This is a genomic window from Weizmannia acidilactici (genome assembly GCF_008974225.1).
Taxonomy (GTDB): Bacteria; Bacillota; Bacilli; order Bacillales; family Bacillaceae_C; genus Weizmannia; species Weizmannia acidilactici.
This window is the reverse complement of sequence record NZ_BKZR01000011.1, coordinates 1-22849: the sequence shown is the minus strand read 5'-3', so window position 1 is coordinate 22849 and position 22849 is coordinate 1. Positions and strand designations below refer to the sequence as shown.

Below are 22849 nucleotides of genomic sequence, written 5' to 3'. Positions count from 1 at the left end.
TATGGGCAAGGTGCACAAAATTTTGAAAACATTTTCGGCACCTTGCCCATTTTCTGTTATTGGATTTGCAGGCATGCAAGGTATGCGAGCATGGCGCTTGTAAAATTTTTTAAATTCAGGCCCGATTTTTCTTCAAATTTTTCAATACGGTACTGCAGGGAATTACGGTGGATAAACAGCTGTTTTGCCGTCAGACTGGCATTTGTAAAGTTTTCCAGGTACAGTTTGACCGTTTGCAGCATATCCCGGTCCTCTTTAAAGATTTCAAGCAGTGATTCGAACAGAAGCTTCTTTTCACCTTCAGGCATATGCTCCAGCAAATAAAGGGGAAGCACGGAATGCATCGTATATAGAGCGGGTTTTTTATGACGGCTGAGGGCAAATTCAAAAAGCTGCTGCTCGAGCCGGAAATACGGTTTGATCGTTTTTACTGTCTTAAATTCCCCCAAATACAGCGAAATCGGGATATAAAAATCGCTTTCGAATGCATGGATGGAAGCTTGCAGATCGTCTTCAGCAGCCGCTGTTTGATTTTTTTCTTCAATAATGATGCCCTCACGCTTGTTTATCATGGCAACCGTGACATTGTGCACATACATATTTTTTAAGGCTTCCTGGACTTCGGAACTGTCCGTCACCTCTTTTGCAATGGAAAATTGGGTGATGCGGTACATCGCATTTTCATTTTCAATAGGAGCCTGCGCTTCAGGCAAAAAAAGATATTCATACCATTTGGAAGCCTCTTCGCCAAATAAAGCTTGTTCTTCGTAAAATTTTGGGAAAACCGTTTTAAGAAGAAGCATTTCTTCACGGGTCAGTTCCCCGGGATCGATTCCTATATACTGGTTTTCTTCTTCCAGCCAAAACCAAACCATATGTTTCATCGGTATCGGGGCATCTGCACAGCAGGCGTTCGGATAACGCGCTTTTAATCTTTCCAGCATTTGTCGGATCCCCCTATATCTTGATCGAATATAGTCTATTTTAATCAATTTTTGTAAAACGGGAAATGGTTTCAATCGGGAAGATTGGAAGCAGTCAGAGAACCAGGACAAAAAGGGGCAGGGGAAGAATTCCGGGGGAGAATGGTGCCGGAGCGGTTAATCATCCGGCCCATATCCCGAAAGCATATAAAACAAATCTACAAGTTTTTCCGTTTTTTTCTCTTCTATTTCCGGTTCATCAAATTCCATCGGTTTGGCATTCAATTCAAACAGGTAAAGACTTCCGTCAAGCCCGGGCGCGATATCGGCGGTGAATTCTCCGAAAAAACCGTATGCTTTTGATAAAGCCGTGCCGCATGCCGCAATAAGCGGCGTGATCTCCTTGACAATGCTGGTGTTGGCGCCGGGCGGAAGCGGTGCGGCTTCTCCGCCTTTTGCTGTATGGGTGGTGATCCCCCCGGGGCGGGCCAACCGTATGCCGACGCCTGTCACCTCGTACTGTTTTCCGTTAAAATGGGCGTGGACGCGGTAGTCGTATTTTTTTCCTTCAAGAGGCACAGTCTGCACAGTTTTTTGGGCAAGGTAAGCCTCTTTTTCAAGGAGCTTTCCAATTTCCCACCATACTGCCGCGAAATCAGTAAATTTCCGGCTCGAATAGGGGCATGCGTATTCAAACTGCCCATTTTCATGCTGAATAACGCGCCTGATTCCGTAACCTTGCGAGCGGGCAGCAGGTTTTACATACACATCGCGGTGCTGCTCTAGAAAGCAGTAAAAATGATTCTGATCCGTAACCTGCACCGTTTCCGGAAGAAAAGGGGCAATCTCCGGCTGCTGCAGCAGTGTTTCGTACAAATGATATTTATTTAAAAAATGCGGGTTGAAAAAAGGGATGCCCTTTTGCTTGAGCAGGGCGGAAAACTGAAGAAAACTTTCCGCCAATTCCTCTTCCCGCGAAGAGATGCGGTTGTAGACTGTATCTGGAAGGGGAAAAATGGCACGCAGCCATTTTCCATTTCCTGTATCCCAAAAAAGGCCGTTGATGGTTTCCCCCCGGATGTCTTCCAAGCTGAATAAAAAAGAAAGGCCCCCCGCTTTTTCCTGCAGTTTTTGCTGGATACGGATATAAAAATCCCGGCTGCCTGAAATCACCCCCTTTTGCGATTTTGTAGCCAATATGCCGATAATCGGGCCGGCTGCTTCGCCTTTTAAGACAAGGCGGAAACTGCATTCCCTGTTTAGTTGGCCTGAAAAAGGAAGAAGTTCTTTGTCCTTCCCCCAAAAAAGCGGGGTTTTTTGCCGCCTTGCAAAAATTTTTTTGGAACGGTCAAAATAGACGACTGTCATGGGAACATTTCCCCGGGCGCTTCCACCTGCCGTTCCGTTAAATAAACAGCAAATGATAAGCTCATTTTTCGCGTCAGCAAATCGCATTCCTTCAACGAAGGATTTGAAAAAATAGAGCGGCCGGGCTTTGAATTCGCCTCAAACAGCCACACTTTGCCATCCGTTCCGATCCCAAGGTCAAAACCGATTTCCGCAATGATGCCGTCGATATGTTCATCAATCGCACGCGCCAGTTCCAGCGCCGCTTCCGAAAGCACGTCCCGGTAGTTTTTTCGCTGCTCCTCGTTTTCGGCAATCTCGTCCAGTGTTTTTACTTCACCGCCGTTTTTTATATGAGTCGTCGGGCTTCCCGGGCCGGCAACTTTCGCTGCAACCGCTGTCACATGCCAATTTCCTTCCTCGTCTTTATTCGTATGAATACGGAAATCCACCGGCCGCCCGTTATCGGTGATCAGGAAAATTCCCTGCTGGACGATCAGGCGGTCCCACTGTTTTTTTGAAAAAACATGGTTCATTAGCGTTTCCAAGCGCCCAAATTTTAACAAACGGTTGCAAGTATTGCGGTATCTGCAAAAATACGCCCCGGATGCACGGTCATAAAGAATTTGGTGTACGCCGAGGCCGAGGCTCCCGTTCATTGGCTTAATGTATACCATCCCGTAATCGGCCAGCATCCGCTCAATTTGGTGGAATGATGTAAGGGGGTGGGTTTCCGGCAAATAGCGGCTTGCCCACACGTCCTGGAACAGCTGTTCGTGGATCTCCAGCTTATTGAAAAATCCCGGATTATACCAAGGGATAAAGTATTCTTTCTCCAATTTTTCTTTGACTTCCCGCGAATTTTTCAGTTTCTCGCTTTTCCGGTTCGGCAGTCGGTCATAAATTGCATTTGGAAACGGGACGGTGCGGCTTTCCCAGCCACCTTTTCCGTAAAAAAACCCGTTGATGAACCCCTGCTCCCAATCGATATGCTTTTCCCCAAACAAGAACGGCACGACTCCCGCAGCAGATTGGGCGGACAGCAGCTTTGCAAACATATTACTCCTTGCCCCGGCCGGCCGGGTTTCAAAAGGCGTGAAGCCGGATGTAAAAATACCGACGAGCGGCCCGAGCAATAGCATGTGGTTGCTTTGAAAACAATGGATGTCTGTTAAAAACGCTGGCATGTGCAATTCGTTCGCGAGACCGGTACTGGCGGCAAAAACGGTGCGACCGTTCGGGTGGGGTTCAATTTTTGCCCGCACGATTTTTGAACCGAAAGCTGCTTTGTTTATATTTTTTGGCAAAGCAAGGGTTGAAGGGGTGTAGAGGATTGAGGCGGATTCGTCAAAAAACTCGATTTTATATTTTTTTGCCATTTTTAAGCACCTCATTTCGAATGGAAGACGGCGCGGCCAATTCCGCCCCAGCCTTTTTTACACATTATTTCCCGGCTGGCGCAGTTTGGCTGCTGCCTTCTTTGCCAATGGCTGTTTCCTGTAAAAAGCGGCAGTATGCAAGTGGCGCTTCATACATTTGCCCGAGTTTTTCCGGGTAAAGGAGGCCGATCATTTTTCTTCCCGGTTTTGAATTGATATCCAGTATCCAGATCGACTGGTCATGCGCAATGATGATATCAACGCCAAGTTCGAACAGCGGGTGGAAAGCTTCTTCAAGCGCAAGCGGCAACTGTTTCATTAAGTCGGCAATTTCCTGTTCGATATAGGCATGGTTGAAATATGGTGTCTGCCGCTGCCATGTTTCAAATGTTGAAACCACGGCACCCGCGCTCATGTTCGTCAAAATGCCGTTTTCAACCCCGGTCCGGATGCCCCTTGCCACTTCACGCCAGTGCCCATTTCTATCTTTCTGCAAAAAAACGCGGAGGTCAAACGGCCGGTTTTTCCGGTCGGTATTTCCAAGCTTAGCCTGAATCAAAAAGTTGTGTTTGGAAAGGAGCGTTAAAAGCCAGCTTTCGAAGGTGTCAAGACTGATAAAATCTTTTGAAACAAGGTTCCCGTTTTTCGTCGTTTTAACGGTAATGGCGTCATTCCTTTTTTCGAGGGAATAAACGGCATACCCGTGCGCGCCGTTCGCCGGTTTTAAAATGACGGAAAGGTATTTGTTCAGCTCACGCAACACATCATCGGAACCGGTTGCTTTCACGGTTTCCGGCAAATACGGGGAAATTCTGGAATCAAATTTCAACCGGTCATAAAGGATTCCTTTATTTGGAAGCCCGTAACCTAAAAACGTAATGTCCATCCGTTCTTTCAGCCATGACACGATTTTTTTGGCATCTTTCGAAAACTGGTCTTCGCCGTAAAAACACCGGTCATAAAGGCAGTCGGGAATCGGGAATGCGCCTTCCTTCCATTCGCCGTCTGGTGCATTAAATTTCAGGCCCTTTGCCATCTGCGTTCCGGGGATGACTTCAAGCGGAGAAAATAAATAAAGCTCTACATCATATTTTTGCGAATACTGCGCGATTTGTTCAAAATAATCCTGCTGGCCCGCAGGATCTAGTGTGAGAATGCCAAGTTTATCCGGCATGTGACGTTCTCCTTTCTGTCCACAAAAATAAACAATAATGGTATAGTGCTTTTACAGAAGGGCGGATTCCGCGGGCCGGTCCGAATGCGGATTTCGAAGGCTTGATATTTGCTTCAATGATCCATGGTTTGCCGTTCCTATCAGCCCCGATGTCAATGCCAAGTTCCGCGAAATGCCCGTCTGCATTGGCGTCGATTGTTTTTGCGGCTGCTGCCGCCAATTCATGCATCAATCCCCATACGAACGTCCCTTTTTTATTACCGAAATTGCTAAGCAAAAGCGGCAATGGTTTTACCGCAAGTCCGCCCTGCGAGAGGTTTGATACCATTGCGCTTTCTGCGGCTATTCTTGCAACCGCGGAGATAATGTGCCAATCAGCAGCGCCGCTTTTAAAGGCAAGAAACCGGAAGTCGGTTTTTCTACCGCCAGGGCTGACAAGCGGAATGCCCTGCTGGATCATATAAGGGCGCCGCCCGATCAGCGCTTCCGCTTTCATGGCGGCCTCATCCATGTTTTGCAAAATGATCGGCACGCCATCTTCTTTGAGATTATGCTCGAGGAGAAAACCGCTTTTCGTTTTGGCGAGCCGGATGATGCCGCGCCCCTGGCTCCCATTTTCCGGTTTTACGTACAGTTCCCCGAATTCATCGAGCTTTTCGGAAAGCAGGCTTGCTTCATACCGGAACGTTGCGGGCAAAAAAGCTTGTAATAAAGGGTTTGCTTTCAAGCATTCGTAAACTTCCCATTTTGTTAAATAATTTGAGTTAAAAACATCAATTCCCTTTTCTTTCCAATCTGCCGTTTTTTGTTGGAACAGCCGGCTTTTCTCTGTCTGCCTGGCATGGAGACGATTATAAACGATGTCAGGGGCGGGAACATTGCCCTTTAACCATGATGTGCCCGTAAACCGGTATCCTGTGCCGGGACTTGCATTCAAGCCCGCAACATAAAGGCAGCCGCCTTCTTTTTCGACAAACCTGTGCAGTTCTTCGGAAAACGCTTGGATGTTTTCGGAAGGACCATTTTTGCCCGTTTCTGTAAGGACGGCAATGACCGGGCCGAGATGCAGCATGCCTTCGTGAAAAATGACTTTCATCCGGGTGGGCGGATCCGAGAGCATAAGGCTTCCAAAGTACTCCCGGGAAAGAAGGAGGATGGCGTCTTCCCCAGCTGCTGCTTTTACTTTAACGTCCACCGTTTTCCCGCCGAACCGGAGTGCGAAATGCCCACCATTAGAAATGCGGAGGGATGCCAAAAGCTTTTCCGGCATTTCTGCCGATCCACGTTCACGATCATGCGGCCGGATTTCAATGGTGCATTCCACCGCGGTCCCCTCCATGTTCCGCAAAGAAGCGTCTGCCATTCTCCGCAAGGATCCGGAACATTTTTGACTTCTTTGGGCTTTTGCTGATATCTTATGATTAGTACTGGAAAAGGGTTCGAAGAAAAAACGCATTTTTGAAATACCCTGCCGGAAAAAGGGTATTTTTTCATTGGGCCGGGTTCTTCCGAGATAATTAGTGATTGCAAAATTGGCGAAGGATGGAAAAAGCCCGTACCGCTTTAAGGCGAATCACTGAACCTTTTATGAAACGAATTCAACAGAATAGGATGGTTGCACATGCATGCATTATTGGAAATCCTTTTTATGGCGGTCGTGGGGGCGGTGATCGGCGGATTTACGAATTATTTGGCCATCAAGATGCTATTTCGGCCGTTTCAGGCGGTTTATATTAAAAAATGGAAGCTTCCGTTTACGCCCGGTTTAATTCCGAAACGCAGGGACGAAATTGCGAGGCAGCTCGGGGAAATGGTCGTCCGCCATTTGGTCACGCCGGAAAGTATTGAAAAAAAGCTGCTGTCGGCGCCGTTTCAAAACGAGACGAAGCAATGGCTGAAGGATGCTTTTTTGCAATGGCTGGATTCAAAATGGACAATTCCGCAAATGGCCGCTTTTTTTAACATTGATCTGCAGGAAGAAAAAGTGAAAAGCTGGATAACAAAAAATATCCGAATCCGGTACGGCCAGGAGAAAAAATCGCTTTTTTCACAAAACCTCTGGGAGCTTTTGCCGGAAGCGGTGGTCGAAAAAGCCGGGAAAAAAATCCCGGATCTGGCCGATTTGATCATTGGCCGGATTTGCGATTACATTTCCAGCTCCCAAGGACACGGAAAAATAGAAGGGATGATCGGCCATTTTCTAGATGACCGCGGCATGATCGGCGCCATGGTAAAAAGGTTCATCGGCAATCTTTCCATCGCGGATAAAATCCAGCCGGAAATCGTCAAGGCGCTGCGGGAACCCGGCACGAAAGCGACAATTGTGGAAATGCTTGAAAAAGAATGGTCCGGTATCAAAGAAAAGCCGATTGGGGAACTCTTGCCGGATCTCCCCGATGAAGAAATCATAGGTTGGCTGGATGAAAAACTTTTTTCGCTTGTCCCTGTTGGGCGTTTATTGGGCATACCGGTACAGGCGTTTGTATCCCGTTATCAAGAAAAAATTTTGGATGAATGGATCCCGAAATTAACGGAAAAAGGGCTGCTCTTTTTAAGCGGAAAGGTCTATCAGATTATCCGGAAACTGCAGGTGGCAGAACTTGTACGACAGGAAGTGGAGTCCTTTCCGCTTGAGCGGCTTGAAGTGCTCATTCTCGGCATTACCTCGCGCGAATTTACAATGATTACGTACTTAGGGGCATTATTGGGCGGCCTCATCGGCATCATCCAGGGCATCATTGCGCTGATTGTGTAATCATTTGTAGCAAAACGACGGCAAAACCATACTGTGTATGGAAAGCATGATTGACAGGGGGTTTTTGAGTGCCAGCGAATTTATATGAATATGCTTATATGCTCGAAAAAGGGATCAGAAACAGCGGCGAGTTTGCCACACTGAAGCAGGCGTATGAAAACGTCCAGGCAAATAGCGGGGCAAAGGCGCTATTTGACCATTTCCGCCATCTTCAGCTCAAGCTTCAGGAGAAACAGGTGCAGGGCCTGCCGATCACAGAAGAGGAGGCAAAACAGGCGCAGGCATCCATGGCTGCCGCCCAGGCAAATCTGGCGATTGTACAGCTGATCAACGCCGAACAGCGGCTGAGCGCCGTTTTGAATGAAATCAATAAAATTTTGGTAAAGCCGATCGAAGAATTGTATGCCGGGAAATAAGGGCAGGCGGAACAAGCGGAAGTTCTATTTTTCCCCCTTCTCTCATACATCTATAAAAGAAGCAGGCTGTTTGAAAGATTTTCTCAAGCGCTTGAGAGCATCTTGAAGAGGGGGAGCATCCATGATCTATAAAATGTTGGCCTTGAATATTGAGGGGACATTGCTGCAGGACAACGGCCGCATCAGCAGAGCGACAAAAGAGGCTATTGAGTATGCGGGCGGAAAAGGTATCGCGGTTACGCTGATCACTTCAAAAAACTTCGCATCGGCCCATCGCATTGCGAAAATGTTGAAGCTGAATTCTTCGCTGATCACGCATCAGGGAGCTTATATTGCAAGCGAACTGGATAAACCAATTTTTGTCAGGAGGATCAGCGAAGAGGTAACCCATGACCTCGTGCGGTTTTTGGAAGGCTTTCAGGCGCAGGTCCGGCTCGTTTCCGAGAGATTTACGCTGTCCAATAAAGTGAGGCAGCCGAATAGATTGATTGGAAGGGTGATTTACCAAACATCCAATCCGTTTTCCTACGCCGAACAATATGTCGATTCTTTGAGCGAGAAATTGGATCAGGCGCCGCTGTCCCCGCCAAAAATAGAAGTGACATTTTTCAATGAACAGGATATTCAAGATGCGAAAAAAGCTATTTCCAATATGTTTGATGAAGTGGACTGCATTGTTTGCGAAAACGGGAAGCTGGATATCGTACCGGCAGGCATTTCCAAGCTCCGCGGCCTTTTATACGTGTGTGACCGCATGAACATCCGCCGTGAAGAGGTCGTTGTCATCGGGTCAGGCCTTGATGATCTGCCGCTGATCGAGTGGGCGGGGCTCGGTGTCGCCATGGGCAATGCACCGGCCACTGTCAAGAACGCTTCTGACTGGGTGACGCGCTCCAATAATGAAAACGGCGTTTCCTATATGGTCAAAGAACATTTCCGAAAACAGCAGCCGATCGAATTTTTAAAAAAACTGAAACTGCTGAAATAGCGAATAAAAATGGAAGGCTGTTTTGCATGAAAACAGCCTTTTTGTTATAAAAATTCAAAAATTTAAATTTCAAAAAAACAATACAATTGTATTGGAAAATGCCGAATATTCCGCTATTCTAGTAATAGGGAAGAAAAAATCAAAGGGAGTGGGATTTCGGTGATTTCAACGTATGAAACGATACAGCTGGAGATAAAAGACGATACAGCCTATCTGCATTTCAATCGTCCGGATTCTTTAAATGCATTGAACACGGAGATGATCAGTGAATTAGCGGACTTATTGAAAGCGATTACTATGAATGATGACATCAAAATTCTAGTCGTTTCAGGAAATGGCCGGGCATTTTCAGCCGGCGGGGATATCAAAGAAATGTTAGCGATGGAGGAAGAAAAAGGCTTTGCGTCTTTTATGGACCAAATTAATGAAGCCGTTTCCATACTGACGGGCATGCCGAAACTCACCATTGCAGCCATTAACGGGCCAGCAGCAGGATTAGGATTAAGCCTTGCGCTTGCGTGCGATTACATTATGAGTGATATGGACAGTAAAATTGCCATGAATTTCATTGGGATCGGCCTTGTGCCGGATGGCGGCGGCCACTACCTGCTGCAGCGCCGGATCGGCCAGAATAAGGCCAAAAAATTGATTTGGGAAGGAAAAGTGATGGCGGCGGAGGAAGCAGCCGAGCTCGGGATCATCGATGAAGCAGTGCCACAGCTGGAGCTTGCGGTTGAGCGGAAGATAGCGGAATGGAAAAAGAAACCGATCCTTGCGATGATCAAAACGAAAAAAATTTATACTGAACTGAACCGTCCGGATTTTAACAAGTCTTTGGAACTGGAAAAACACGGACAATGGAAAATGCGTCAGACGAAAGATCATCTGGAAGGCATCCGGGCTTTCGTTGAAAAAAGAACACCTCAATTCAGAGGGGAGTGAAAGCGATGGGCGTATATAAGCTAACTGCCTTTGAACCAACGGGGGAAAAAATTTTGGATGAAGGATTCGAAGCAACAGACGACCGTGAAGCAAAGGAGAAAGGGGAAACACTTTTAAAAGAAAAAGGCGCTTGGGATAAAACGCACCGGTGCACCTCCCCGAAAGGAAAATTAATTTTGTTCCACCGATAAATGTTTTACCCTCCATCCTTTTGAAGTCTATAGAGTCAGAATCCGGAGAGAAGATTATTTTTAGATTCCAGAAGCTCCTTGATGGGGCTTTTTCTCTTGGATTTTCCGCTGAAATCATTTGAAAGAAAAATTGAGATAATTTTGGCCTTAAAATGGAGTATAGTTAAAGAACAAAGGATTATATTGGACAAAAACAGGGGCGAAGTTCTTTCTGGATGAAAAAAGAGGTTTATTTTTAAAAATACTATTTTGACGAAGGAAATTTATTTCCTTGTTATTTTGCTTCAAATTGACACACTCATTTAAAGCTACGTCGATAATTTCTTGTTTTTTGTCTTTTTAATTTGTCTCAGTATCATTTGTAGCTGAACCCTGATATATCTTTGATGGCGATTCCGAACTTCTTCCAAAAAGGATTTCGCTAGCTCACCATCCGTAAAATATCCGGAGACTGTATTGATGTAAGTATCAATTCCTTTTGAACGATCCCGAGTATGCTGCTGATCCTGGATTTTAGGAGCCATCTAAAGCCCGTTTTAGCAACATTTTATCCCAGAACCGGTCCTTTAAAAACCTTTCAAAAACGCTTTGCTGCCATATTGCTTAAAAGGGGCCGCCCCAAAAGCACGTGAATAGGCTTTTGGGACAACCCCTTTCTTACCTGCGTCAGTTGATATGCGCATGCTGCTGCACTTCTTGTTTCGTTTCCGTCCGTCTGTTGGAAAGCCAGCCAAAAACTAAAATCAAAGCCGTTAGTGCGCCCCCGATCGTGTAAGTTACCGGTCCGTGGGAGATGTTGAGCCAATTCAGCAGCTGCTTATCTTTCAGCAGCATTTCCGCAGCCGTCCAAGCGAGGATGCCCGAACCGGCGTAAGCAATCCAGCCGTAACGGTTCATAGCCTTCACAATCATTTTCGACCCGAAAATCATCACCGGGATGCTGATGGCAACGCCGAGCGCGATCATGCCGATATGGCCGTTTGAAGCGCCGGCCAGCGCAACAACGTTATCAAGGCTCATGACCGCATCCGCTACAATAATTGTGCTGATCGCTTTAAGCAATCCGTTTGTAGGCTTGACATGGACATCTTCATCCCCGCCCGCAAGCACTTTGTAAGCGATCCACAGAAGCAGCAGCCCGCCAATGATATTTACATATGGAATTTTCAGCAAAGCCACAATGACCATTGCCAGCAAAATTCTTAAGATGACGGCACCGGCAGTTCCCCAGAAGATCGCTTTATTTTGCTGTTCATGCGGCAATTTCCTTGTGGCCATCGCGATCACAACGGCATTATCGCCGGATAAAACGATGTCGATCATAATAATTTTCAGTAATGCAATGAACGCGCCCGCAGAAACGGCCAAACCGAGTGCAAAAATGGAAACAGGCAATCCAATTCATTCCCTTCAATTTGCGTTCGCAATACAAGTTCATTTGACCTATGTATCTATCATAACATATTCCCGGACAAAAAGTAATAGAATCATACCATTTCATTAAAATGGAATTTTTTGCCGTTCTAATACCTATTGGCAGCTTTTGCGGGCAGGGTGGTGTATTCGAATCCATTTACGCCGGCCGGCACTTATAGTATTCTAGTTGGGAGAGTTTTTTGAAAGTGATTGATGAGAAGGAGTGCGATATACTGTTATGGGCCAATCCTTATTACAAATGAATACCATTTTTATCAGTATTATCATTGAGGCGCTGCCTTTTATTGTACTGGGTGTGTTGATTTCAGCCATCATCCAGATGTTTGTCACCGAGGAAATGATCGCAAAGGTTATGCCTGCCAACCGTTTTTTGTCTATTGCTTTCGGAACGGGGATTGGCGCGCTCTTTCCCGCCTGTGAATGCGGAATTGTCCCGATTACCGAAAGGCTTGTCAGAAAAAATGTTCCGCTTTATGCAGCGATTGCTTTTATGCTGACGGGGCCGATTATTAACCCTGTAGTCATTTTTTCAACGTTTGTCGCATTCGGGGACAGCTGGAAAATGGCGCTGCTCCGGTGCGGTCTGGCGATTTTTACCGCTGTCTTAACAGCAATCGCCATCTCCTACTTATTTAACGAGAATCAGCTGCGGGAATTTGTCGACCAAAAATTGCATCACCACGGGCATCATCATGAGGAACAGCCCCTCCGCTTCCGCGAAAAAATCACGGGCGTCATTGACCATGCCATTGATGAATTTTTCTCCGTCGGCAAATTTCTTGTGTTTGGCGGGTTGATCTCATCGGCGATGCAGACGTTTTTCCGGACGAGCACGCTTCTCCAGCTTGGCCACACAAAAGCGACCGCCATTTTAATTATGATGCTACTTGCTTTTATTATGTCGATCTGCTCAGAAGCGGATGCGTTTATCGCCTCTTCTTTCAACGGCATGTTCGGAACTCCGGCCATTCTTGCTTTTTTAGTATTCGGCGCAATGGTCGATATCAAAAATTTGCTCATGATGCTGCATTCGTTCAAGAAAAAATTTGTTTTTTCAATGATCGGACTGATTATTTTGTTTGTATTCACAGGCACACTAATCTTGTAAGAAGGTGTTGGCAATGCTGCGGTTTATTGTGTTATTCGGTTTCGCCTATTTTTTTATGAAATTGCATGCAACGGGCGATATCAGCAAATATATCAATATGAAATATTCTTACTTGTCTTTTTCGATGATTTTTGCAATGGGTTTTTTAAGCCTGTACCAGCTCGTAAAATGGGTCAAAGCGGGAAACAAGGGGCAGGAAAACAGCCATGTCCATCACCATCATCACGGCCACTTGCATGAACAGGATGAAAATACATGGTACAAAAAAGTGTTTACGTACGGGATGATCCTGATACCGATTGTGACGGGCATTTTTCTTCCGGTTGCCACTTTAAATTCAACGGTAGTCAAAGCAAAAGGATTCCATTTTTCGATGATCGATAATGACAAGGACCAGTACGCAAACCATCAGATCCTCCGCCCAAACTCAAGCCTTTACTATGACCAGAACCAATATGCGGAAATGGAAAGCTCAGACTTGAAAAAGTACAGCAAACTCAGCCATATTGTCCTTGACGATAACCATTATTTTCACGGACTCGAAACGATTTACAATTATCCGGGCAGCTTTATCGGCAAAAAAGTGACCATCGAAGGCTTTGTGTACCGGACGAAAGATATCAAACCGAATCAGCTGTTTGTGCTTCGTTTCGGCATCATCCACTGCATTGCAGATGCCGGCGTGTACGGGATGCTCGTTGATTTTCCGGATGATATGAAAGGATTGAAGGAAAATACGTGGATCGAGGTAGAAGGACAGCTGGATACAACTTACTACACGCCATTTAAGGAAAATATCCCGTATTTAAAAGTTACAAGTTATAAAAAAATCAATGAGCCGAAAGATCCATATGTTTACCGGCAGTATAATTAACCAGGTTTAGCGGCGCAATGCAATTTTTCGGACATCTATATATTGTATTGCGGCGGCAAACCTTTTATAATGAAAACAGAACATACATTCGAAAGAGCGTGATGGTGTTGAAGTGCATTCGATTTATCCATGCAGCCGACCTGCATCTGGACAGCCCGTTTGCCGGACTCAGGCAGCTTCCGCAGGCGTTGTTTGAACGGGTGAAGAACAGCACATTCCGGGCATTTGAAACAATATGTGATTTGGCGCTTGCAAAAAAGGTGGATTTTTTGCTGATTTGCGGCGATTTATATGATGGGGAAGACCGCAGCCTGAAAGCCCAGATCAGGCTGAGAAAGCAGTTTGAGCGGCTTCAGGAAGCAAATATCACAGTATTTGTGCTTCACGGAAATCATGACCATTTAAGCGGCACCTGGACAAAACTGGACATGCCGGCGAATGTCCGTTTTTTTTCCGCGAATGTGGAAACGAAAAGTTTCACCGCGGAAAATGGGGCGATAGTCCATTTGTACGGCTTTAGTTACCCGAAACGACATGTATTTGAAAAAAAAGTGGATGAATACCGGAAAATTGGGGAAGCCGATTTCCATATCGGCATGTTGCACGGCTATCTTGAAGGCGGGAACAGCTTGCACCAGCCTTACGCCCCTTTTGCACTGCGCGATTTGCTGGAAAAAGGCATGGATTATTGGGCGCTCGGCCATATTCATCAGCGTTTGATCCTCCATGAACATCCTTTTGTCGTTTACCCGGGGAATATCCAGGGAAGAAACCGGAAAGAAACAGGCCCGAAAGGCTGTGCTATTGTCGAAATGGATGAGTTCGGCACAACTGTATCGTTTCTTGAAACGGCCGATATTTTATGGGAAAAACGCACCGTTTCCGCAAAAGGGGTGGAGGATTTTAACGCCCTTTATGCGGCATGCAGGTGCACAATGGAAGAGGCAAGGAAAGATGCGCAAGGTACATTTCTGCAATTGGAGCTTCAAGATGTGGAAAATTTAAATGGAGAAACGCTCGAAAAAACGAAAAACGGTGAACTGATGGAAGTGCTGCAGGAAGGCGAAGAAAGCGAGCAAAACTTTGTCTGGGTCCACCATTTGGAGCTGCCCGATTTATTATCGGCGCCCAAGATGAAGGAATACGAATTTATCCGGCAGGAAATGCAAAAAACCATTGAAGTTTTGCAGGAAGAAGGGGGAACGGTTGAGGAAGCGGTATCCCCCTTGTTCAGCCACGTATATGCAGGACGTTACCTTGACCCTTTCACCGAAGAGGAAAAACGCATGCTTTTGGCAGAAGCGGAATCCGTTGTTTTGAATAAAGTAAGGGGTGGGGCGAAGCAATGAAAATTTTGGAAATCCATATATACGGCTTCGGAAAGCTTGTTGATTTCCATTTAACAGATCTCGGCGCGCTCCAGGTCATCTACGGAGAAAACGAAGCGGGAAAATCGACGCTCATGGCGTTTATCCAGGCCGTTTTGTTCGGTTTCCCTTCAAGGCAGCAGGCCGGACACCGTTATGAACCGAAAACGTCTGTGGCATATGGCGGGCAGCTTGTGTTGGAAACGGAAAAAGGCGGCATTGTCACGGTTGAACGGGTAAGGGGCAAAGCGGCGGGGGAAGTGACCGTCACATTTGCAAACGGGAAAGCGGGCGGCGAGGAGGCGCTTGCCGACGTCTTAAACGGCCTGAACAAGCCGATGTTTCAGTCGATCTATTCTTTTAATCTGCTTGGCCTGCAGGAAATCCGGAAATTAAAAGGCGATGATATTAGCCGCTATTTATTTGCGGCGGGCACGGTCGGGACAGACGCGCTCCTTTCCGCGGAACAGGAGCTGCAGAAAGAGATGGATGCGCTTTTTAAGCCGAACGGGCGGAAACCGGTTTTAAATGCGATGCTGCATGATCTGCGCGCGCGCGAAAAAGAATTGAACGGCTTAAAAGCGCAAAATGGCCGATACGGGGAATTAAAGGTGCGGCAAATGGATTTACAGGAAAAACGAAAAAAAATTGAAACGGAGCTGGAAGAGCTGCGAAGATCGCTGCAGCAAAATGAGCACCTCTTAAAAATGTGGCCGCATTATGTCGAAAGGAAACAAACTGCCCGGCAGCTTGCGGAAATGGGCCCCGTCCGTTTTCCGGCAGACGGGATCCGCCGGCTCGATCAGCTGATGCATGAACGCCGCGCTTCAGCCGGCCGGTTATCCGCAGTGCAGCAGCAAAAAAAGGAACTTATCCAAAAATTAGAAGGGATTAGGCCGAATCCGCTGTTCGACGAGTATGGCGTGCAAATCCAGCAGTTGCTTGATGACTGGCCGCAATTCCGGCAATGGCAGGGGGAAACGGAGCGGCTGGAGTATGAACGCGAATCCTTGGACGGCCAAATCACGCACTTGGCGGCTATGCTGAATCTCACGGAAGAGGAAGCAGCGGAAACGCCGGAGCTTGATTTAAGTATGGCAGCAAAAGAAAAACTGCGCTCCCTTGTCCAGGCATATGAAACCGGCAGCACCTCGCGCCAGGCTTACCTGTCCCAGCTCAATGAATTGGAGGAAAGCATAAAATCCGTTGAGCAGCAATGCGCTCGGCTTGAAAAAGATCTTGTTTCTGAAGAAGCTTTCCGGGCTTTAGCGGAAAAACGGCAGCAGCAAGGAAAAAAAGCGAGTTTGGAAGCTGATTTGGAACGCGACAGGATGCAGCTCCGGAGGCTGAAACAACTGGCCGGTGCTGCCGGGAAGCCCCCGTTTCTGGTCTTTATCATGGCGGTATTGTTCCTCTTTGCGGGAGTGTGGAGCCTGGTTAGCGGGCAATACGCCTTTTTAGCCGTCTCCATATTGGCGCTCATATTTTCCGGCTTTTATGCTGCAGGCAGCAGAAACCGAAATCCGTTTAAAAAAGAAATCCTTGAAATGGAGCGCGAAATAGAGGAGAAAGAGAAGGTACTGCAAAACTGGAAAGAAGATGGCGCTTCTCTGATCGAGTATGAACAGCAAAAACAGCTGCGGGAAAATTGGAAACAGCTGATCCTTCAGCTGGAAAAAGACGAACAGCGAGCCCGGCATATTCGGAATCGCCTCAACCATATGGAAACGGAAAACAGGCGCCTGCTGGAAGAGATAGACGCATTTAAGCAAACACTTAAACTGAATGACCGCTTCCAGCCGGGCCAGCTGATGGACGCTTTTGGTTTGCTTTCGGATTTAAGCCAAAAAGTGGTGCAGCGGGCGCGCGTAGAGGAAAAATTGGAGCGCCTGAAAAGCCTCCAGTCTGGATTTGCCAGGTGGATGGAAAAGCTCTGGTCACTGCTACAAGCCGGCTGGCCGCTGACCCAGGAAGGGATTTTGGAGCTGAAAAAAGCATTGTCTGAACATCAGGAGAACAAAATCCTCTACCAGGAATGGAAAAAAAAGTTAACCGAAATGGAAGAACAGGAACAACTTTTTGAAATGGAAACTGCATCCATTGATAAAGAAATGAAAAAATTATTTTCCCTTGCGGATGCTGCAGATGAAGAAGCGTTCCGGAATGCGAGCCTCCTCCACGAAACATACGAAAGCCTCCGCAGCAAATTGGCATTAATGGATCTGCAGTTAAAAGCGGAAGACCTGGAAATGCTGGATGCCGTAAAAGACGAGGCCACTTTAAAGCAGAAACATTTTCACCTTGAGGAAAAAATCTCCGAAATGGAGAAGGCGTTGGACGGAATAAGCAAAGAATCGGCTGAAATTGGTTTTGAAATTAAAAGGCTTGAAGAAGGTGGCACATTCACAGAGAAGCTCCACCAATATTATAGTGCCCTGTCGGATTTCCGGGAAGAAGCGGAAGAATGGGCCAGGCTTTCCGTGGCAAAAAGCCTGCTTGCAAAAATGATGGAAAGGCTGCGTGAAACCCGTTTCCCGCAGGTACTCAAAAAAGCGGAATCTTATATGAATTATTTGACGGACGGCGCATATCGTTCCCTCCATTTAATGGAAGATGGCCAATTTTATGTCAAACGGCGCGACGGCATGCTTTTTTCCGCAAACGAACTGAGCCAGGCAACGGCGGAACAGCTTTATATTGCTTTACGTTTTTCCCTTGCGGAAGCACTTGGGCAGGAATTCCCGTCCCCGATTGTGATTGATGACGGGTTCGTCAACTTTGATTACAACCGGACCGAAAAAATGGCAAGGCTGTTGAAAAAATTAAGCGAAACAAGGCAGGTTCTCCTCTTTACATGCCAAAAGCATATGCTTCATTTTTTTGAAAACGGGCAGGTGAAAAAGCTGGAAAGCAGCCCTTCCGTCGGAAAGCATTGCAGTTTGGAATAAAGGCACGATCCGGCTGGATTATGGTATACTCAACTATAAGAAAATGATTTTTAGGGGTTAGATCGGAGGATTGTTTTATGTCAAAAGGGCTTCTCTACTATGAGGTGGGCGAGCAGTTCGATGCTTTTCTTCTTATAAAACATGTGGCAAAAGGCATCGCCAGCAACGGCAAGCCTTTTTTAACACTCATCCTTCAGGACCGAACAGGGGATATCGAAGCCAAACTTTGGGATGCTTCGGAGCAGGATGAGCAAACGTATAAACCCGAAACGATCGTAAAAGTGGCCGGGGATATTTTAAATTACCGCGGCCGGATGCAATTGAAAATCCGGAAAATCCATCCGGCTTCCCCAGACGATGGGGTCCGGATCTCCGATTTTATTGAAACGGCTCCGATGCGGCAGGACGAAATGATGGGGAAGATCACACAGTATATTTTTGAAATGAAAAATCCGAATATCCAAAGGTTGACGAGGCATCTGCTGAAAAAATACCAAAAGCAGTTTCTCGTCTATCCTGCGGCAACGAAAAATCATCATGAATTTGTGTCAGGGCTTGCCTATCATGTTGTCTCGATGCTTGATTTGGCGAAAGCCATTGCCGATCTGTATCCGTCTTTGGATCGTGATTTGCTGTATGCCGGCGTCATTTTGCATGATTTGGGGAAGGTGCAGGAGCTGTCCGGACCGATCTCAACGTCTTACACTGTCGAAGGCAACCTGCTCGGGCATATTTCCATCATGGTAAACGAAATTGCGAAAGCGGCTGAAGAGCTCGGTATCCATGGGGAAGAAGTCATGGTGCTCGAACATATGGTACTGAGCCACCACGGGAAATTGGAGTGGGGCAGCGCAAAACCGCCAATGATAAAAGAAGCGGAAATCCTTCATTATATCGACAATATTGATGCAAAAATGAACATGCTCGACCGCGCCCTCCGGAATGTAAAGCCCGGCGAGTTCTCCGACCGCATTTTTGCGCTCGATAACCGGTCTTTTTACAAGCCGGCATTCCATAAATAGTATTTCTTTTTGGATGCCTTTCAAATAGAAAGGCATTTTTTAGTTGAACAGGCCATAGATTATAGCAGGGACAAACCGAAAGGAAGTGGGAACATGGATTTTCCGATCTGGATTTATTTTGTCGTGGCAGGTATCGTCATATGTGCATTTATGGCCGTGAAAAGTGCAAGGGATGAGCGGGAACAGGAACAGGCATGGATTGAAAAAGAAGGGGAAGTCTTTATCGAACGGATGAAAAAAGAAAAAGAAATGCGGCATGGGGATCCGGAAAAAGCCCATGAAGCATAGGCGCCGCCAAAAAAGCCGCCCATTTTTCGGTGGGGCGGCTTTTTTGGCATATTTAATTGCTGGAAGATGTGGAAGAAGATGAGCTTGTCGTCGTTCCAAGCAGGGAATCAAAAGTATTTTTCAAATCATCATCTTTGACTTTAATGTCAGCAGCTTTTAATTCCTTTTTCAAAGCAGATTGGATTTTTGCCGATGTGACTTTTGATTCTTTATATTTTTGCAGTACTTCTTTTTTCATTTCATTATACGGCTTTTTCTCTTTTTTCCCTGTCACTTGGATAATATGGTAGCCGTAAGAAGTTTTGACAGGGTCGCTGATCTCATTGACCTTCAACTGATAAGCGGCCTTTTCAAAATCGCTGTCCATTTCGCCTGCGCCAAACCAGCCCAGGTCTCCGCCTTTCGAGGCAGTTGCCGTATCGGTCGAGTATTTTTTCGCCAATGTTGCAAAATTCGCACCCTTATCAAGCTGTTTTTTAATGTCTTCCGCTTTGGATTTGCTGGAAACAAGGATATGACGCGCTTTAATTTCCGGCTTAATTTCATTTTTATAATAATCTTTTAATTGCTTTTCTGTCGGGTGGATCGTAGCTTCTGCAGCTTTTTGCTCGAGGAGGCCGACTTTAATGCTTTCACGGAAATCTTTTTCATTTGCATATCCGTACTGCTGAAGTGCCGAATCAAAAGTACTGCCCAATTGGTCTTTTGCCTGGTTTACTTGGTTGTCGATTTCTTTTTTGGAGACTTTATACTTTTTGGACAGCACTTTTTCGATGGTAAGCTGCTGAAGTACCGAAGAACCATATTTATCCTTCATGGCATTATATAATTCATCTTTCGTGACATTTCCGGCATCCGTTTTTACGACTGCGCTGTTGCCGCATGCAGCAAGCCCGAAAACGCTGGCCGCCAAAGTAAGGGATAGAACCCATTTTTTCATACAAGAACAACTCCTATTCATTTTGTCGTGCAAGGGAGACTTACAATCACTACTATATCATAAATTGAAAAAGAAAAGAAATGGATGATTGGGTTTCTTATGGAAATTTAACACGATTATTATTCTTTTTTTATTTTGGCGCTGTTTGTTGAAGATCGCTCGTTTATAGGGACACCTGCGGGGTAAACTCGCGGATGTGCCATGAGCGAAGCGGATTTTGCGACAATCAACATCGTACGCTAACACAGCCTTTATTTTAGATGGGCGTTTGGTTTACTCAAATTGGATGAATGCAGCATAGGATATGCCGAAAGAGAAAAAAGGAGGTATATGAAATGGGTTTTGCATATGGCGGGGGATTTGCCCTTATTGTTGTGCTATTTATTTTGTTGATCGTGGTGGGAGCGTCGTATCTGTAAAATAGAGCCGGAAAAATAGACGTAAGCCCTAACCATTACGGATGCTGATGAATACAATAACTCAGGAAACAAGAGGAGGTGGATCGAATGAGCGGAGGAGCAGTTTACGGAGGCGGATTTGCCTTACTGGTTGTGTTGTTCATTTTGTTGATTATTATTGGTGCATCCTGGGTATGGTAAAAAAATGGGGGCCGGCAGCCTAAGCCGGCCTTTTTCTTTTGTTCCGATGTTGCCATCGCGAAATCCGTGCGCCCCTGATAAAGGCGCCTCCGCTTTTCTATGTATATAGGATGTCAAGGTAGGAAGAAAAGAGTAAAATAGTAATGAGGATGTTGATGGTCCGAAAGACTTCCACTGCCGTTCTTCGGGAATTTCTTTTTTTGTGCATAGATTGCTTGTCAAAATGTTGGTAAAGTATAAAATAAAGAAAGCGTAGCATATAAAAAATACAAGCAAATACATGCCGGTCGGGCCTCCTTCCAAAAAATAGAACCGTTCAGTGAATGGTTGTTCATTTTATTGATAGACGATGCCATCAAAAATATAAACGAGGGAACTGAATGGAAACAATCGATCAAAAATTGGAAAAGTTTGAATTTTACCAATCACTGTTTTTGAAAATGATCGAATCCGATCAAAATGCTTTCTATAAGATGGTCATAGAAAAGCAGCTGGCAAAGCAGGATGTCGAGCAATTTTATAATTTGTGCGAACAGCTGACACGTGAACTGAAAGAAATGAAGGAGGAAAAATTTGTATACTTTTATCCGCTTTTTCAGCAATTTAAAGTTCGCCTGCATGAAAAACTGGAACCGGCGGAAGTGATTGCGGCTTGTTTGCAGCAGGGGTTGTACCCCGAGTTAATGGAAGCGTTGAAACGGAACCTGTAGCCGCAGCGAAAACTTATCAGGAATGGTTCAGTGAAGGTTTTCCAGCACGTCCGTTTCGACGATGTCCTCCAACTCCGTCCGGTAAATGGAATTTTCTACAATATCCATAAAATCTTCCCCGTAAATTTGGCGCACGATTGCTGCCAATTCAATCATATCTGGGAATTTCCCGTACAGCTCATAAAGCGGCATTGTCCCCTGTACAACCGAGCTTTTTTTTGGATTAAACGCTTCCAGAGACTTTAGGAAGATTTCTTTCCCTTTATTTGTCAATTGGATGTAAGTGTTCCGTTTGTCGTTTTCTTTTTTTGAGAATTCGAGTAAGCCGCGTTCCTCCAACTTTTTTGAAAAATTGAAGGCTGTTGATACATGCATGACCCCGAATTTTGCCACATCAGATATGGATGCGCCTTTTAAATGGTATGCAATCCATAAAATATGATGTTCATTGATGTTCAGGTCGAAAGGTTTGATCCATTGCTGCCAATCTTTTTCAATGGTTTTCCAAAGCGCTTTCGACAGCTGTGTAATCCTTTTGCAAAACAGCAAGTACTCGTTGACCGTTAACATTTGTTCCGTCATTTTTTCCATCACCCCTTACACTATATAATAACATTATGCCAGTAAAATAAAAAATAATAAAGATATAATTTGCGAAATTTTTTGAAACAGGGGTGGTAAGAAAAAAGCCCAAAAAGCGCAGCTTTTTGGGCATGAACGAATTATTATGAAGACTTTTGTTGCAACTGTTTCTCCAGGTTTTCAATCGTTTTTTGGATTTCTTTAATCTCGTTCTGCAGGGCATCTTTATTTGGCTCAATACTTCTTTGCCATTCCTTAATGAATTGCTTGATGTCGTCCATCACTTCTGCGACGGCTTTTTTTCCTTCTGTTGACAGCTCCTGGATCGAATCTTTTAATTCTTTCACATTTAGGGCAATTTTCTTCGCAGATTCAATGAAAGCTCCGGAATTATTTATTAAAGCAGCCCTTATTTTTTTCCCTGAAGCGGGTGTTGTCAAAAGGACGGATACGGCGCCTGCCGTTCCCCCGACCAGCAATCCGTATATGAGACTGGCTTTTTTCAAAATAAGCACCTCCCTGTGAATTTGCTCTTTCATTATATGATAAAAGGTTTGCAGCCCTTTTGCAAAATCCTGTTTACTATTTACCCGCGCCCTGTACATGTTAACCCAAAAAATGGCATATAGTATAATAGTCCAGACAGGGAAAAGGGGAGTCTCAATGGGACGTGTTTCATTCTGTTTTTTTCTGATCGGCGCCATCCTTTTAGCCGCAATGGCCCGCCATGTGCAAATATACCAAAAAAGAAGAATCTATCCGCCAAGGAAGTTGGTGAGGCAAAGAATCGCCTTTTTTGGCGGTGCGGGGATCGTATGCTTTTTGCTTGCTGTTCTTTTACTTCTGTTTTGAATCCAGT

The 22849-nt window shown here is 45.7% G+C and carries 24 protein-coding genes and 1 pseudogene; 15 read left to right on the top strand and 10 right to left on the bottom strand.

The window, feature by feature from the left end; translation table 11 throughout:
* Window positions 1-56: 56 nt before the first annotated feature.
* The 5 genes from GBH70_RS05715 to GBH70_RS05695 all read right to left on the bottom strand — a co-directional run bounded on the left by GBH70_RS05715 (window position 57) and on the right by GBH70_RS05695 (window position 6147).
* A complete protein-coding gene (locus GBH70_RS05715; RefSeq protein ID WP_151680148.1) occupies window positions 57-944 on the bottom strand; it encodes a PucR family transcriptional regulator in 888 nt (295 codons plus the stop codon).
* Window positions 945-1100: 156 nt separating this feature from the next.
* Entirely contained in the window at window positions 1101-2291 is a 1191-nt protein-coding gene (locus GBH70_RS05710; RefSeq protein WP_151680147.1) for a YheC/YheD family endospore coat-associated protein, read from the bottom strand.
* Window positions 2288-3649 (bottom strand): YheC/YheD family endospore coat-associated protein, encoded by a 1362-nt coding sequence (locus tag GBH70_RS05705; protein WP_151680146.1) that lies wholly within the window; start codon window positions 3647-3649, stop codon window positions 2288-2290. Before GBH70_RS05705 ends, GBH70_RS05710 begins: the two co-directional genes overlap by 4 nt.
* 64 nt (window positions 3650-3713) lie before the next feature.
* Window positions 3714-4823 (bottom strand): YheC/YheD family endospore coat-associated protein, encoded by a 1110-nt coding sequence (locus tag GBH70_RS05700; protein ID WP_151680145.1) that lies wholly within the window; start codon window positions 4821-4823, stop codon window positions 3714-3716.
* Window positions 4813-6147 (bottom strand): YheC/YheD family endospore coat-associated protein, encoded by a 1335-nt coding sequence (locus GBH70_RS05695; RefSeq protein ID WP_253693534.1) that lies wholly within the window; start codon window positions 6145-6147, stop codon window positions 4813-4815. Before GBH70_RS05695 ends, GBH70_RS05700 begins: the two co-directional genes overlap by 11 nt.
* A 297-nt stretch (window positions 6148-6444) precedes the next feature.
* Between GBH70_RS05695 and GBH70_RS05690 the strand changes: the two genes are divergently transcribed.
* The 5 genes from GBH70_RS05690 to GBH70_RS05670 all read left to right on the top strand — a co-directional run bounded on the left by GBH70_RS05690 (window position 6445) and on the right by GBH70_RS05670 (window position 10115).
* On the top strand, window positions 6445-7578 hold the full coding sequence (locus GBH70_RS05690; RefSeq protein WP_151680144.1) for a DUF445 domain-containing protein: 1134 nt from the start codon (window positions 6445-6447) through the stop codon (window positions 7576-7578).
* 68 nt (window positions 7579-7646) lie between these two features.
* On the top strand, window positions 7647-7994 hold the full coding sequence (locus GBH70_RS05685; RefSeq protein ID WP_151680143.1) for a YlbF/YmcA family competence regulator: 348 nt from the start codon (window positions 7647-7649) through the stop codon (window positions 7992-7994).
* Window positions 7995-8115: 121 nt separating this feature from the next.
* Window positions 8116-8982: a Cof-type HAD-IIB family hydrolase gene (locus GBH70_RS05680; RefSeq protein WP_151680142.1), complete on the top strand. Its 867-nt coding sequence runs from the start codon at window positions 8116-8118 to the stop codon at window positions 8980-8982.
* 159 nt (window positions 8983-9141) lie between these two features.
* Window positions 9142-9924 carry an enoyl-CoA hydratase gene (locus GBH70_RS05675; RefSeq protein ID WP_151680141.1) on the top strand — a complete coding sequence of 261 codons (783 nt, stop codon included), beginning with the start codon at window positions 9142-9144 and terminating at the stop codon, window positions 9922-9924.
* A gap of 5 nt (window positions 9925-9929) precedes the next feature.
* Window positions 9930-10115, top strand: coding sequence for a YhzD family protein (locus tag GBH70_RS05670; RefSeq protein ID WP_151680140.1), 186 nt, complete (start codon window positions 9930-9932; stop codon window positions 10113-10115).
* Between the two features lie 666 nt (window positions 10116-10781).
* Here GBH70_RS05670 and GBH70_RS05665 read toward each other — a convergent pair.
* Entirely contained in the window at window positions 10782-11510 is a 729-nt protein-coding gene (locus tag GBH70_RS05665) for a TerC family protein (protein ID WP_151680139.1), read from the bottom strand.
* A 259-nt stretch (window positions 11511-11769) separates the two neighbouring features.
* Between GBH70_RS05665 and GBH70_RS05660 the strand changes: the two genes are divergently transcribed.
* From GBH70_RS05660 to GBH70_RS05635, 6 genes are all read left to right on the top strand, one after another.
* A complete protein-coding gene (locus GBH70_RS05660) occupies window positions 11770-12660 on the top strand; it encodes a permease (protein WP_151680138.1) in 891 nt (296 codons plus the stop codon).
* Between the two features lie 13 nt (window positions 12661-12673).
* Entirely contained in the window at window positions 12674-13534 is an 861-nt protein-coding gene (locus GBH70_RS05655; protein WP_151680137.1) for a TIGR03943 family putative permease subunit, read from the top strand.
* 101 nt (window positions 13535-13635) lie between these two features.
* Window positions 13636-14883, top strand: a complete 1248-nt coding sequence (locus GBH70_RS05650) for a metallophosphoesterase family protein (RefSeq protein WP_253693543.1) — start codon at window positions 13636-13638, stop codon at window positions 14881-14883.
* Window positions 14880-17849: an ATP-binding protein gene (locus GBH70_RS05645; protein ID WP_151680135.1), complete on the top strand. Its 2970-nt coding sequence runs from the start codon at window positions 14880-14882 to the stop codon at window positions 17847-17849. Before GBH70_RS05650 ends, GBH70_RS05645 begins: the two co-directional genes overlap by 4 nt.
* 77 nt (window positions 17850-17926) lie before the next feature.
* Window positions 17927-18871, top strand: a complete 945-nt coding sequence (gene yhaM / locus GBH70_RS05640; protein ID WP_151680134.1) for a 3'-5' exoribonuclease YhaM — start codon at window positions 17927-17929, stop codon at window positions 18869-18871.
* A gap of 93 nt (window positions 18872-18964) precedes the next feature.
* Window positions 18965-19159, top strand: coding sequence for a sporulation YhaL family protein (locus GBH70_RS05635; RefSeq protein ID WP_151680133.1), 195 nt, complete (start codon window positions 18965-18967; stop codon window positions 19157-19159).
* Between the two features lie 52 nt (window positions 19160-19211).
* Here the strand turns inward: GBH70_RS05635 and GBH70_RS05630 are convergent, their stop codons facing one another.
* Complete coding sequence (locus GBH70_RS05630) at window positions 19212-20099, bottom strand: peptidylprolyl isomerase (RefSeq protein ID WP_151680132.1); 888 nt, start codon at window positions 20097-20099, stop codon at window positions 19212-19214.
* A 335-nt stretch (window positions 20100-20434) separates the two neighbouring features.
* Between GBH70_RS05630 and GBH70_RS05625 the strand changes: the two genes are divergently transcribed.
* Window positions 20435-20518 (top strand): YjcZ family sporulation protein, encoded by an 84-nt coding sequence (locus GBH70_RS05625; RefSeq protein ID WP_151680194.1) that lies wholly within the window; start codon window positions 20435-20437, stop codon window positions 20516-20518.
* Window positions 20519-20605: 87 nt separating this feature from the next.
* Window positions 20606-20698 (top strand): YjcZ family sporulation protein, encoded by a 93-nt coding sequence (locus tag GBH70_RS05620; protein ID WP_151680131.1) that lies wholly within the window; start codon window positions 20606-20608, stop codon window positions 20696-20698.
* A gap of 97 nt (window positions 20699-20795) precedes the next feature.
* Here GBH70_RS05620 and GBH70_RS17780 read toward each other — a convergent pair.
* A pseudogene (locus tag GBH70_RS17780) lies at window positions 20796-20980 on the bottom strand (hypothetical protein).
* 98 nt (window positions 20981-21078) lie between these two features.
* Between GBH70_RS17780 and GBH70_RS05615 the strand changes: the two are divergent.
* A complete protein-coding gene (locus GBH70_RS05615; RefSeq protein WP_151680130.1) occupies window positions 21079-21408 on the top strand; it encodes a DUF1878 family protein in 330 nt (109 codons plus the stop codon).
* Window positions 21409-21435: 27 nt separating this feature from the next.
* Here the strand turns inward: GBH70_RS05615 and GBH70_RS05610 are convergent, their stop codons facing one another.
* Complete coding sequence (locus tag GBH70_RS05610) at window positions 21436-21999, bottom strand: HTH-type transcriptional regulator Hpr (RefSeq protein ID WP_371862188.1); 564 nt, start codon at window positions 21997-21999, stop codon at window positions 21436-21438.
* A gap of 134 nt (window positions 22000-22133) precedes the next feature.
* A complete protein-coding gene (locus GBH70_RS05605; protein ID WP_253693531.1) occupies window positions 22134-22505 on the bottom strand; it encodes a YtxH domain-containing protein in 372 nt (123 codons plus the stop codon).
* 88 nt (window positions 22506-22593) lie between these two features.
* On the opposite strand from GBH70_RS05605, the gene yhzF reads away from it, so the two are divergent.
* The gene (yhzF, locus tag GBH70_RS17975; protein WP_503827268.1) at window positions 22594-22842 is read left to right on the top strand and encodes a membrane protein YhzF; all 249 of its coding nucleotides are present in this window, start codon (window positions 22594-22596) and stop codon (window positions 22840-22842) included.
* The last annotated feature ends 7 nt before the right edge of the window (window positions 22843-22849 follow it).